Origin of the sequence: Streptomyces sp. NPDC012637, from assembly GCF_042954805.1 — a bacterium.
Taxonomy (GTDB): Bacteria; Actinomycetota; Actinomycetes; order Streptomycetales; family Streptomycetaceae; genus Streptomyces.
Genome location: NZ_JBIBDS010000004.1, coordinates 421,579 through 434,165 on the forward strand (window position 1 = coordinate 421,579; position 12,587 = coordinate 434,165).

At 70.2% G+C, this 12,587-nt stretch carries 9 protein-coding genes and 1 tRNA gene; 6 read left to right on the forward strand and 4 right to left on the reverse strand.

Annotated elements, in window-relative coordinates; genetic code table 11:
• Positions 1 to 2: 2 nt before the first annotated feature.
• The 3 genes from ACFY8W_RS18925 to ACFY8W_RS18935 all read right to left on the reverse strand — a co-directional run bounded on the left by ACFY8W_RS18925 (position 3) and on the right by ACFY8W_RS18935 (position 3,084).
• Entirely contained in the window at positions 3 to 647 is a 645-nt protein-coding gene (locus ACFY8W_RS18925; RefSeq protein WP_391106874.1) for a response regulator, read from the reverse strand.
• Between the two features lie 137 nt (positions 648 to 784).
• Positions 785 to 2,506 (reverse strand): histidine kinase, encoded by a 1,722-nt coding sequence (locus ACFY8W_RS18930; protein WP_391106876.1) that lies wholly within the window; start codon positions 2,504 to 2,506, stop codon positions 785 to 787.
• Positions 2,507 to 3,000: 494 nt separating this feature from the next.
• Positions 3,001 to 3,084, reverse strand: a tRNA-Leu gene (locus ACFY8W_RS18935).
• Between the two features lie 329 nt (positions 3,085 to 3,413).
• Here ACFY8W_RS18935 and ACFY8W_RS18940 point away from each other — a divergent pair.
• The 6 genes from ACFY8W_RS18940 (at position 3,414) to pknB (ending at position 11,616) form a co-directional block, all read left to right on the forward strand.
• Entirely contained in the window at positions 3,414 to 4,307 is an 894-nt protein-coding gene (locus ACFY8W_RS18940) for an FhaA domain-containing protein (protein WP_391106246.1), read from the forward strand.
• A gap of 10 nt (positions 4,308 to 4,317) precedes the next feature.
• Positions 4,318 to 4,842: an FHA domain-containing protein gene (locus tag ACFY8W_RS18945; protein WP_391106248.1), complete on the forward strand. Its 525-nt coding sequence runs from the start codon at positions 4,318 to 4,320 to the stop codon at positions 4,840 to 4,842.
• Positions 4,843 to 5,019: 177 nt separating this feature from the next.
• On the forward strand, positions 5,020 to 6,504 hold the full coding sequence (locus tag ACFY8W_RS18950; protein ID WP_391106250.1) for a protein phosphatase 2C domain-containing protein: 1,485 nt from the start codon (positions 5,020 to 5,022) through the stop codon (positions 6,502 to 6,504).
• A gap of 28 nt (positions 6,505 to 6,532) precedes the next feature.
• Positions 6,533 to 7,975 (forward strand): FtsW/RodA/SpoVE family cell cycle protein, encoded by a 1,443-nt coding sequence (locus ACFY8W_RS18955; RefSeq protein WP_391106252.1) that lies wholly within the window; start codon positions 6,533 to 6,535, stop codon positions 7,973 to 7,975.
• Entirely contained in the window at positions 7,972 to 9,438 is a 1,467-nt protein-coding gene (locus tag ACFY8W_RS18960) for a penicillin-binding transpeptidase domain-containing protein (RefSeq protein ID WP_391106254.1), read from the forward strand. Before ACFY8W_RS18955 ends, ACFY8W_RS18960 begins: the two co-directional genes overlap by 4 nt.
• A gap of 204 nt (positions 9,439 to 9,642) precedes the next feature.
• Positions 9,643 to 11,616 (forward strand): Stk1 family PASTA domain-containing Ser/Thr kinase, encoded by a 1,974-nt coding sequence (pknB, locus tag ACFY8W_RS18965; RefSeq protein ID WP_391106256.1) that lies wholly within the window; start codon positions 9,643 to 9,645, stop codon positions 11,614 to 11,616.
• 267 nt (positions 11,617 to 11,883) lie between these two features.
• Here pknB and ACFY8W_RS18970 read toward each other — a convergent pair whose 3' ends face one another.
• Positions 11,884 to 12,561, reverse strand: coding sequence for a class E sortase (locus ACFY8W_RS18970; protein ID WP_391106258.1), 678 nt, complete (start codon positions 12,559 to 12,561; stop codon positions 11,884 to 11,886).
• Positions 12,562 to 12,587 lie beyond the last annotated feature (26 nt).

A 12,587-nucleotide genomic window follows, 5' to 3' on the forward strand; every position in this document is an offset into this window, starting at 1 on the left:
TTCTACAACCCCGCGTCCCGGGCCAGCAGCGCCGCCTGCACGCGGTTCTCACAGCTCAGCTTGGACAGGATGCGGCTCACGTACGTCTTCACGGTGGCCTCGCTCATGTGCAGCCGCCGGCCCGCGTCGGCGTTGGACAGTCCTTCCCCGAGCAGGGCGAGCACCTCGCGCTCCCGCTCGCTCAGTGCGGTGAGCCGGGCCCGCGCCTCCTCCGCGCGTGCCGCCTCCCGGCCGGAGGCGAGCTGCTCGACGACGTGCCGGGTGGCCGCGGGCGAGAGGTAGGCGTCGCCCGCCGCCGCTGCCCGCACGGCCCGGATCAGCTCGGCCGGTGCGGTGTCCTTGAGCAGGAAGCCCGCTCCGCCGTGCTCCAGGGCCCGCAGCACGTTTTCCCGCTCGCCGAACGTCGTCAGCACGATCACGCGTGTCGCCGGGGCGGCCCGCCGCAGCTCCGGCAGGGCGGAGAGCCCGTCGAGGACGGGCATCTGGATGTCGAGCAGGACGACGTCCGCCGCGTGGGCGCGCGCCAGGTCGACGGCCTCGCGGCCGTTGGTCGCCTCGGCGACGACCTCGATCTCCGGATCCGAGGTGAGGATCATCCGGATCCCGGCCCTGATCAGGGGCTCGTCGTCGGCGATGACGACCCGGATCCGGCGCCCCGCACCCGAACCCGCGCCTGAACCCGGGGCTGAGCCCGCCCCTGATCCCGTCTCCGGTACGGCCCCCGGTCCCGGTCCTGTTCCTGCCCCGCCCACAGCCACTCCCCAACGGCCCCTGCGCGAACGCCCTAGCGCACGACCTCGTACGACTTCTTCTCGATCAGCTTGCCGTCCTTGAAGCAGAACCGGAAAACCGGCTCCTTGTCGAAGTCCTCGCTCGTCTCCGAGCTCATCAGGACCAGGCACGTCGATCCCTTGGGCTCCGCGGGGCCCTTCCCGTGCAGACCGGTGGTCGCGATCGTGTCACCCGAAGGAAGACCGTCACGCACCTTGCGCTCGCTGTCGCCGACCTTGACCGCGTCGTACTGGGCGGGATCGATCATCCCCTTCGACATCGAACCCATCAGGAACCAGAGGCCGAAGCCTGCCGCCACGAGCAGCAGCACCAGCGCCGCGACCGCGATCCCGCAGCCGATCGCTATCCCGCTGCCCGTACTCCTGCCCCTGCCCGCCTGCATCGCCATCGCCAGCTCCCGTTCGGCCACCGTCCAGTCGGACGGTCCGACTGCGACCCGACCACGGTGGCCGCGCCGGGGCCTCTTCGACTGCTGCCGGAAGTCGTCGGCCGCATCGACGAAAGGCGCGGCGTACGGGTCCGTCTGAGGGGCGGCGTAGGGGTCGACGTGAGGCGCTGCGTACGGGTCCACGTACGGCGCGGCCTCCACCGCCCCGTACGGCAGGACGCCGGCGACCCGGAAGCCGCCGCCGTCCGCCGGACCCGCGTGGACGATGCCGCCGACCAGGCGGGCCCGCTCGTGCAGCCCGGGCAGCCCCTGGCCGCCGCTGACGACGCCGGAGGGTGCCTCGGCCGTCTCCTCGTTGAGCACCTCGACGACGAACGCGTCCGGCTCGTACCGCACCTCGACGGTGATCCGGGCGCCCGGCGCGTGCTTGTAGGCGTTCGTGAGGCCTTCCTGGACGATGCGGTACGCGGCGTGGTCGACGGCCGGCGCGAGCGCCCGGGTCTCGCCGTGCCGGTTCAGGCCGATGGCGGTCCCGGCGGCGCGGGCGGCCGTGACGAGCCCTTCGATGCCGGCGGCCCCCCGCGCCGCCCGCCCCGTCTCGTCGCCCGGCCGCACCAGTTGGACGCCCTGGCCGCCCTGGTCGCCGTCGTGCGGTGCCTCCACGCCGTCGCGGAGGATGCCGACGACCTCCCGCAGCTCGTGCATGGCGTCCATGGACGCGCCGCGCAGCACGGCGACCACCTCGCGCTGGCGGTCGGTCAGGTTCGGGTCGACCTCCAGTGCCCCGGTGTGCACGGAGATCAGTGCCAGCTGGTGGCCGAGGCTGTCGTGCATGTCCTGCGCGATCCGCTGCCGTTCCCGCATCCTGGCCTGCCCGACGAGCATCGCCCGCTCCCGCAGCAGCTGCACGTTGCGCTCCTGGAGCGCGTGCAGCAGGGTCCTGCGCTGGGTCCAGTAGCGGTGGGCGAGGCCGGGTGCGAGCGTCGTCGCGAGGAAGTACAGCGTCGAGATGAAGGCGAGCGTGAGCAGCCGCTGCTGGTGCCAGGCCTCGACGGCGGTGCCCGCGATGTTCAGCACGTACGCCATGGTGAACGCCGCCAGCGCCCGTTCGACGCCCGCGACGTAGCGGCCGGCGGACCAGCCGACGAGTATCAGCAGCGCGAGGAAGCCCGGTATGAACGGGGCGAGGCCGGACGAGACGACGAGCACCGTCGCGGGCAGCCGGCGGCGCAGCAGCGAGAGCACGGCCGAGGCCAGGGCGACGGCGGCGAGCGTCCACCCTTCGCCGCCCAGGACGTCCTCGGTGCCGGCGGCCAGCAGCGCCATGACGACGGCGAGCACCAGCTCGCCCGCGGTCCTGCGCCGCGACCACTGCCCGGGCACCGCGAACCAGTGCCACCCGTCGCCGAGCAGCGTCGTCAGCCGCGAGCCGGCGGTCCGGATCTTCGTAGGAGCTTCCACGCCCGCACGATAGGCCCGGCGTCAGCGCGCCCGCCGTCCTCTTTCGTCTCGCCCCGCACCGACGAACGTCGCGACCGAAGCCCGGCCCCGGGCCCCGCCACCGTGACCGCAAACCCATCGCCGCCGCGCCCAACGTCACCGTGACCGCAACCTCATCGCCGCCGCGCCCACCGCCACCGTGACCGCAACCTCATCGCCGCCGCGCCCACCGCACCGCCCCGCCACGTGACCGCAGCCTCATCCCACCGCGCCCGCCGCACCGGTCCGCCGCCGTGACCACCCCGACCCCCACCGCCACCGTGACAAAGGCAACAACGCGGAAGCCCCGTAGGTCATCGACCTACGGGGCTTCCGTCTTGTGCGCGAGGGGGGAGTTGAACCCCCACGCCCTTGCGGGCACTGGAACCTGAATCCAGCGCGTCTGCCTATTCCGCCACCCGCGCATTGGGTGGTCTCCCGGCTCCCTCACCTTTCGGCTCGTTCGCCTGGCGACATCTGAAGATTAGCACGCCGCAGGCCTTGGATTCACATCCGTTGTTTCGCACCCTCCTCTGCGGTCGAGGAGAGAGAGGAGGGCAAGGAGTGAAGGACGGCACCTCCTGCTCCGCTCCCGTGTGCGGGACACTGTCCACAGGCCGCCTCTACGATCCGTGGGGGAAGGTCTGTGAGAGGTGACACTCGTCCACAGGGCAGAGAAGGGGAACCAGCCGATTTCCCGACGCGTGGATACGATCAGTAAGCAGTACGACGACAACGACGGAGGAGGTGCCCCATGGGAGTCCTGAAGCGGTTCGAGCAGCGACTCGAAGGTCTGGTCAACGGCACCTTCGCCAAGGTCTTCAAGTCCGAGGTCCAGCCCGTCGAGATCGCCGGCGCGCTCCAGCGCGAGTGCGACAACAACGCGACGATCTGGAACCGCGAGCGGACGGTCGTCCCCAACGACTTCATCGTGGAGCTGAGCGCGCCGGACTACGAGCGCCTCAGCCCGTACTCGGGCCAGCTCGGCGACGAGCTCGCCGGCCTGGTCAGGGACTACGCCAAGCAGCAGCGGTACACCTTCATGGGCCCGATCAAGGTCCACCTGGAGAAGGCCGACGACCTCGACACCGGTCTGTACCGGGTGCGCAGCCGTACGCTCGCGTCGAGTTCGTCACAGCCGCAGCCGCCCGCCGGCCAGCCGCAGCACCCCGGTCAGGGTCAGCAGCCGCCCCGCGGCGGCTACGGCTATCCGCCTCCCGCCTACGGGGCCGGGGCGCCCGCCGGTGCCCCGCCGATGCCCGCCTCTCCGCCGCCGGGTGCCCCGGCCATGCCGGGACACCGTCCGACGGCGCCCGCCGCGGGCCGCCCCGGCGGCCCCGCGCCGGTGCCCGCCGGAGGCGGCGGTCAGGTCCGCCGCTGGATCGAGATCAACGGCACCCGTCACCAGATTTCCCGCCCGACCCTGGTCCTCGGTCGCAGCACCGACGCCGACGTGAGGATCGACGATCCCGGCGTCTCCCGCCGGCACTGCGAGATCCGGACCGGAACGCCCTCGACGATCGCGGATCTCGGGTCCACCAACGGCATCGTGGTGGACGGGCAGCACACCACCCGCGCTACGCTCCGCGACGGCTCGCGGATCGTCGTGGGCAGCACCACCATCGTTTACCGGCAAGCCGAAGGGTGAAGCGGGGGCAATGTCAGAGCTGACCCTGACGGTCATGCGGCTGGGTTTCCTGGCCGTTCTGTGGCTGTTCGTCATCGTGGCCGTCCAGGTCATCCGTAGCGACCTGTTCGGCACGCGGGTCACCCAGCGCGGCTCGCGCCGGCAGGAGGCGCGCCCGCAGCAGGGCGGGCGGCAGGCCGCCGCTCCGCCGCAGCAGCGGGGCGGCCAGCAGGCCGCGCCCGGCGGCCGCCAGCGTCGCGGCGCGCCGACCAAGCTCGTCGTCTCCGAGGGCACCCTCACCGGCACGACGGTCGCCCTGCAGGGCCAGACCATCACGCTGGGCCGGGCCCACGACTCGACGATCGTGCTGGACGACGACTACGCCTCCAGCCGGCACGCCAGGATCTACCCGGACCGGGACGGTCAGTGGATCGTCGAGGACCTCGGGTCCACCAACGGCACGTATCTCGACCGGACCCGCCTCACCACCGCCACACCGATTCCGCTCGGCGCGCCGATCCGCATCGGCAAGACCGTCATCGAGCTGCGGAAGTAGTACGAAAATGAGCGAGCGGAGCGAGCGCGCCGGGACGGTCCCCACGCAGGGCCGCCCCGAGTACCGCGCGGCAGCCCGGGCAGTGGGCCAGGGTGGGTACGGGCTCCCGACCGGAGGGTGGGCAGTGTGGCTCGAGACCGGCGGCATCCCGACACGGCGCCGACAGGGCAGGTGGGCATGAGTCTGTCACTGCGTTTCGCCGCGGGCTCGCACAAGGGCATGATCCGCGAGGGCAACGAGGACTCCGGCTACGCCGGTCCGCGGCTGCTCGCGATCGCCGACGGCATGGGCGGCCAGGCCGCCGGCGAGGTCGCCTCGTCCGAGGTGATCTCCACCCTGGTGACGCTCGACGACGACGTCCCCGGCTCGGACATCCTCACCTCGCTCAGCACGGCCGTGCAGCGCGCCAACGACCAGCTGCGGATGATGGTCGACGAGGACCCGCGGCTCGAGGGCATGGGCACGACGCTCACCGCCCTGCTGTGGACGGGTCAGCGCCTCGGCCTGGTGCACGTCGGCGACTCCCGTGCGTACCTGCTGCGCGACGGTGTCCTCACGCAGATCACGCAGGACCACACCTGGGTGCAGCGGCTCGTCGACGAGGGCCGGATCACCCAGGAGGAGGCGACGACCCATCCGCAGCGGTCGCTGCTGATGCGGGTCCTCAGCGGCGATCCCGTCGAGCCGGACCTGTCGATCCGTGAGGTGCGGGCCGGCGACCGCTACCTGGTCTGTTCCGACGGGCTGTCCGGCGTGGTGTCGCACCAGACCCTGGAGGAGACCCTCGCCAGCTACCAGGGCCCGCAGGAGACCGTGCAGGAGCTGATCCAGCTCGCGCTGCGCGGCGGCGGCCCGGACAACATCACGGTGATCGTCGCCGACGTCCTCGACGTCGACGGCGGCGACACCCTCGCGGGTCATCTCTCCGACACCCCGATGATCGTGGGCGCGGTCGCCGAGAACCAGGCGCAGCTGCACGACGGCGGTGCCATGCACACGCCCGCGGGCCGTGCCTCCGGGCTCGGCCGGCCGGCGCCGCACCAGCAGCCCCCGTCCGGTGGTTTCGGCCCGCCCGGAAGCGGTGACGAGCACGGCTACGGCGGGATGCCGCCGCAGGGCTCCTTCGGCTCGTACACGGAGGACGACTTCGTGAAGCCGCGCTCCGGCCGTAAGTGGCTGAAGCGCTCCTTCTTCATCGTGCTGGCGCTCGCGGTGGTCGGCGGCGGTCTGTACGGCGGCTGGCGCTGGACGCAGACGCAGTACTTCGTGGGCTCGAAGGACGAGCACGTGGCGCTGTACCGGGGCATCAGCCAGGACCTCGCCTGGCTGAAGCTGTCGGAGGTCGAGAAGGACCATCCCGAGATCGAACTCAAGTACCTGCCGGCGTACCAGCGCAAGCAGGTCGAGGACACGATCGCGGGCGGCAGCCTCGGCAAGGCGCAGACGAAGATCTCCGAGCTGGCGCTGCAGGCCTCGGCCTGCAAGAAGAAGGAAGAGCGTCAGAAGGCCGCCGCGGACGCCGCGGACAAGGCGAGCACGCCGCCGCCGTCCACGGACGGTGCCGCGTCGCCGAATTCCAAGCCCACCACAGCCGCGCCGTCCCCTGGACCGACCCTGTCGGCGGAGGAGCAGAAGCTGGCCTCGAACTGCGGCAAGCAGTAAGCAGACCCGTAGGGGGCCTTTCACCACCATGAGCGTTGTCACCAACACGACCACCATCGGCGCCATCGAGGCGCCGAGCCGCCGTAACACCGAGCTGGCGCTGCTGGCGTTCGCCGTCGCGATCCCGGTGTTCGCCTACCTCAACGTCGGTCTGGCGATCGACGGCGAGGTGCCGCCCGGCATGCTCGGGTACGGTGCCGGCCTCACCCTTCTCGCGGGCGTCGCGCACCTCGTGGTGCGCAAGTGGGCGCCGTACGCGGACCCGCTGCTGCTGCCGCTCGCGACGCTGCTGAACGGCATGGGTCTGGTGCTGATCTGGCGCCTCGACCAGTCGCCGCGGCTGATCGCGCTGGCCAAGCGCTCGTACGGGGCGTTCAGCCCGTCCGCGCCGAACCAGATGATGTACTCGGCGATCGGCATCGCCATGTTCGTGGCGGTGCTGCTGCTCCTGAAGGACCACCGGGTGCTGCAGCGCTACACGTACATCTCCATGGTGGTCGCGCTGGTCCTGCTGCTGCTGCCGCTCGTGCCGGGTCTCGGCGCGGACGTGTTCGGCGCGAAGATCTGGATCCGGGTCGGCGGCTTCTCCATCCAGCCCGGTGAGTTCGCCAAGCTGGTCCTGGCCGTGTTCTTCTCCGGCTACCTGATGGTGAAGCGGGACGCGCTGGCGCTGGCCAGCCGCCGGTTCATGGGTCTCTACCTGCCGCGCGGGCGTGACCTCGGCCCGATCCTGACGATCTGGGCGGTCAGCCTCCTCATCCTGGTCTTCGAGAACGACCTCGGTACGTCGCTGCTGTTCTTCGGCATGTTCGTGATCATGCTGTACGTGGCGACGGAGCGGACCAGCTGGGTCGTCATGGGTCTGCTGATGTCCGCGGCCGGTGCCGTGGTCGTCGGTTCGACCGCGAGCCACGTCCAGTCCCGTGTGGCCGCCTGGCTCGACCCGTTCGAGTGCCTCAAGACGGCACCCGAGGGCTCGAACATGGCGTACGCCTGTGACCAGATGACGCAGGTGCTGATGTCGTTCGGCTCCGGCGGCATCCTCGGCACCGGCCTCGGCCAGGGCAACTCGGACCTGATCCAGTTCGCCGCCAACTCCGACTTCATCTTCGCCACGGTCGGCGAGGAGCTCGGTCTGGCCGGCGTCATGGTCTTCCTGCTCTTCTACGGCCTGATCATCGAGCGTGGTGTGCGGACGGCCCTCGCGGCCCGCGACCCGTTCGGCAAGCTGCTCGCGATGGGCCTGTCGGGCGCGTTCGCCCTCCAGGTCTTCGTCGTCGCCGGCGGTGTGATGGGCCTCATCCCGCTGACCGGTATGACGATGCCGTTCCTCGCCTACGGTGGTTCGTCCGTGATCGCCAACTGGGCGCTGGTCGGCGTGCTGATCCGTATCAGCGACACCGCGCGCCGTCCCGCGCCGTCCCCCGCCCCGAACCCCGACGCCGAGATGACGCAGGTGGTCCGTCCGTGAACAAGCCGCTGCGCCGTGTCGCGATCTTCTGCGGCCTGCTGATCCTCGCCCTGCTGGTGCGCGACAACTGGCTCCAGTACGTGCGCGCCGACGAGCTGAACGCCCACCCGAAGAACAAGCGGGTGACGATCGAGCGCTACTCCAACGAGCGCGGCAACATCATCGTCGACGGCAAGCCGATCACCGGGTCCGTCGACTCCGGCGACGAGTTCTACAAGTACAAGCGCACCTATGTGGACGGCCGCATGTGGGCGCCGGTCACCGGTTACGCCTCGCAGGCCTTCGACGCCAGCCAGATCGAGAAGATCGAGGACGGCATCCTCACCGGCAACGACGACCGGCTGTTCTTCGACCGCACGCTGGCGATGTTCACCGGCGAGCAGAAGAAGGGCGGCGACGTCGTCACCACCCTGAGCGGTGCCGCGCAGAAGGCCGCGTTCAAGGGTCTCGGCAACAAGACGGGCGCGGTCGTCGCGATCGAGCCGTCGACCGGCAAGATCCTCGCGCTGGCCTCCACCCCGTCGTACGACCCGGCGTCCTTCGCCGGCTACCACGACGCGGACGCCAAGGCCTGGCAGGCGCTGGAGAAGGACAAGAACAAGCCGAAGCTGAACCGCGCGCTGCGCGAGATCTACCCGCCCGGCTCCGTCTTCAAGGTCGTCACGGCCGCGGCGGCGCTGGAGAACGGCAAGGTCACGGACATCAACGCGGCCACGGACACCCCCGACGGGTGGAAGATCCCGCTCTCCTCGAAGGAGATGGTGAACCACGCCAGCGGCTGCGCCAACACCAGCCTGAACCACGCGCTGGAGATCTCCTGCAACTCGGTCTTCGCGAAGCTCGGTGACGACGTCGGCCGCGACAAGATGGTCGAGATGGCGGAGAAGTTCGGTTTCAACGCCGAGCAGTTCACGCCGGTCCGCGCGGTCGCCTCGGTGTACGACAAGAACGCCGACCGCGGTGGCAACGCGCTGTCGTCGATCGGCCAGTTCAACACGGCGACGACGCCGCTGCAGATGGCGATGGTCACGGCGGCGATCGCCAACGACGGCAAGCTGATGAAGCCGTACATGATCGACGAGCTGCGGGCGCCGAACGTCGACCTGATCAAGAAGACGGAGCCGGAGGAGCTCAGCCGCCCCGTCTCGCAGAAGACCGCCCAGCAGCTCCAGGAGATGATGGAGAACGTCGTCCAGAACGGGACCGGCCGCAACGCCGACCTGAACATGGACGGCGTGAAGGTCGGCGGCAAGACGGGTACGGCGCAGCACGGCGAGAAGAACGCCAAGCGCCCCTACGCCTGGTTCATCAGCTACGCGAAGACCGACCAGGGCTCGCCGGTCGCGGTCGCCGTGATCGTCGAGGACTCGGAGGGCACCGACCGCGAGGACATCAGCGGTGGCGGCCTGGCGGCCCCGATCGCCAAGTCCGTCATGAAGGCGGTGCTCAAGAGCCGGAGCTGAGGGCAGAAGCTGATCTTCCGGGCGTACGGCGCCGGTCTCGGTGACGGGCGCCACGCTCGGGCCCCGGCCGTGTACCGGTCGGGTATCAGGTGTCGGTCGGCGGACGAAGCGCTTCCCCGCGGCCGGTAGCGTATGCGCGAACAGCACACACCGCCGGACCACACATGGGTGCGGTCGGGACAGACGGAGAGGGCTGGAGAAGCTATGGAAGAGCCGCGTCGCCTCGGCGGCCGGTACGAGCTGGGCTCGGTGCTCGGCCGTGGTGGCATGGCCGAGGTGTACCTCGCGCACGACACCCGGCTCGGCCGCACCGTCGCCGTGAAGACGCTGCGGGCCGACCTCGCCCGTGACCCGTCCTTCCAGGCCCGGTTCCGCCGGGAGGCCCAGTCCGCCGCCTCGCTCAACCACCCGGCGATCGTCGCGGTCTACGACACCGGCGAGGACTACGTCGACGGGGTGTCCATCCCGTACATCGTGATGGAGTACGTCGACGGGTCGACCCTGCGTGAGCTTCTGCACTCCGGGCGCAAGCTGCTGCCCGAGCGCACGCTCGAGATGACCGTGGGCATCCTGCAGGCGCTGGAGTACTCGCACCGCGCCGGGATCGTGCACCGCGACATCAAGCCGGCGAACGTGATGCTGACCCGCACCGGCCAGGTCAAGGTCATGGACTTCGGCATCGCGCGCGCCATGGGCGACGCGGGCATGACCATGACACAGACCGCCGCGGTGATCGGCACGGCCCAGTACCTCTCCCCGGAGCAGGCCAAGGGCGAGCAGGTCGACGCCCGCTCCGACCTGTACTCCACCGGCTGCCTGCTGTACGAGCTGCTGACCGTCCGGCCGCCGTTCATCGGCGACTCGCCGGTCGCGGTCGCCTACCAGCACGTGCGGGAGGAGCCGCAGCCGCCGAGCGTCTTCGACCCCGAGATCACGCCCGAGATGGACGCCATCGTCCTGAAGGCTCTGGTCAAGGACCCCGACTACCGCTACCAGTCCGCCGACGAGATGCGCGCGGACATCGAGGCGTGCCTGGACGGCCAGCCGGTCGCGGCGACCGCCGCGATGGGCGCCGTCGGGTACGGCGCCGGCTACGGCGGCTACCCGCCGGAGGACCAGCCGACGACGGCGCTGCGCCAGGCGGACCCGGCGGGCCAGACGACCATGCTCCCGCCGATGAACCCGGACGACGGCGGTTACGGCTACGACGACCGCCCGGACCGCCGCCGCCAGAAGAAGTCGAACACCTCGACCATCCTGCTGGTCCTCGCGGGCATCCTGGTCCTGGTCGGCGCGATCCTGATCGGCCGCTCGATCTTCGACACCAAGGACGGCACCGACCAGGTGCCCGTGCCGCAGTTCGTCGGCAAGACGCTGAAGGAAGCGGAAAAGCTCGCGGAGAACTCGCAGGTCAGGGTGCAGCAGTCGGGCACCGAGCGCTGCGACCAGCCGAAGGGCGCGATCTGCAGCCAGACGCCCGGGTACGCCCCGACGGCGAAGATGGACGTCGGCGAGACGATCTCCGTCGTCGTGTCGGAGGGCGCGCCGCAGGTCGAGGTCCCGGACGTCACGGACAAGTTCCAGGACAAGGCCGAGGAGCAGCTCAAGGAGAAGGGCTTCAAGGTCTCCATCAAGTACGAGGAGTCCGACCAGGAGGCCGGCCGTGTGCTGCGGCAGAACCCCGACGGCGGCTCGAAGGCGGAGAAGAACTCCGAGGTGACGATCACCGTCGCCAAGAAGGAGCAGTCGCAGCTGCCGGACGTCACCGGCCGCAACTACGACCAGGCCGTGCAGCAGCTCGCACAGCTCGGCTTCACGAACGTCGCCCGCCAGGACGTGGACTCCGAGCAGCCGCTCGGCACGGTCATCGGACAGAACCCCAACGGCAGCACCAACCAGCCGAAGGACGTCCAGATCACGCTGAAGGTCTCCAAGGGCCCGCAGCAGCCCACGCAGGTCCAGATCCCGGCCGACGTCCAGGGCAAGAAGTTCAGCGACGTGAAGGCCCAGCTGGAGGCCCTGCAGCTGAACGTGGTGCAGCAGGGTTCGGACAAGGGCAACGCCACCGTCATGGGCACCAACCCGCCCGCCGGCAGCATGGTGAACCGGGGTGACACGATCACCGTCTTCAGCGTCGGCGGCAGCAACGACGACGGCAACGGCGGCTTCTTCGACTAGCCGGACCACCTGGTCGACGGACCCATGAGTAAGCCCCGGCATCCTGGATGCCGGGGCTTACGTCGTCTCGGGCACGGGGCTCGGGCCCCGGGTCTCAGGCCTGAGGCGCCCCGGGCCTGAGGCACCTCGGGTCTCAGGCCTGAAGTGCCTCAGGCCTCAGGCGTGAGGTGCCTCGGGCCCCATGTGCCTCGGGTCTCGGGCCTCAGGCCTGGAGTGCCAGGCCTGAAGTGCCTCAGACCCTCGGTCCTCAGGCCCCGGTCTCGTCTCTCAGCGCAGTTCGGCAGGCGGGGTGCGGGCGGAGTCGACCTTCTCCGTGCGCTCCAGTTCGCCCCACACGATGTAGCGGTAGTCCGAGGTGTACATCGGGGTGCAGGTCGTCAGGGTGATGAAGCGGCCCGGCTTGTTCCTGCCGGACTCCTTGGGGACGGGCTGGAGGACGTCCACGTTGAACTTCGTCGTCTCCGGGAGGGTCTTGTAGACCTTGTAGACGTACCAGGTGTCCTTGGACTCGAAGACGATCGGGTCGCCGCTCTTCAGCTTGTGGATGTTGTGGAACTTGGCGCCGTGGCCGTCGCGGTGCGCGGCGAGCGTGAAGTTGCCCTGCTCGTCCTGGGGCAGGGCGGAGCTGACCGGCTCGGTGTAGTAGCCGGCGACGCCGTTGTTGAGGGTCTTGGTGTCGGTGCCCTTCTTCACGAGCACCTCACCGCCGCCGAAGGCCGGCACGTGCAGGAAGCCGATGCCGTCCTTGGTGTCGAGCGCGCCCGGGCCGGTGTCGGCCCAGTGGTCGCGGACCTGGTCGCCTTCCTTGTCGGCGGCGCGGTCGGCGAGGACGTTGGTCCACCACAGCGAGTAGACGACGAAGAGGCCGAGGATGAGGCCCGCGGTGATGAGGAGTTCGCCGAAGACGCTGATGGTCCCGGCGATCCGGTTGCGCGCTCGTGCCACTGGGTCGTCCCGTCGAGGTGTGGGTG

Bases quoted from the DNA above. Each gene is read 5' to 3' on its own strand.
- ACFY8W_RS18930 (WP_391106876.1), bottom strand. From the start codon at position 2,506: ATGGCGCTGCTGGCCGCCGGCACCGAGGACGTCCTGGGCGGCGAAGGG.
- ACFY8W_RS18940 (WP_391106246.1), top strand. From the start codon at position 3,414: ATGGGAGTCCTGAAGCGGTTCGAGCAGCGACTCGAAGGTCTGGTCAAC.
- ACFY8W_RS18945 (WP_391106248.1), top strand. From the start codon at position 4,318: ATGTCAGAGCTGACCCTGACGGTCATGCGGCTGGGTTTCCTGGCCGTT.
- ACFY8W_RS18950 (WP_391106250.1), top strand. From the start codon at position 5,020: ATGAGTCTGTCACTGCGTTTCGCCGCGGGCTCGCACAAGGGCATGATC.
- ACFY8W_RS18955 (WP_391106252.1), top strand. From the start codon at position 6,533: ATGAGCGTTGTCACCAACACGACCACCATCGGCGCCATCGAGGCGCCG.
- pknB (WP_391106256.1), top strand. From the start codon at position 9,643: ATGGAAGAGCCGCGTCGCCTCGGCGGCCGGTACGAGCTGGGCTCGGTG.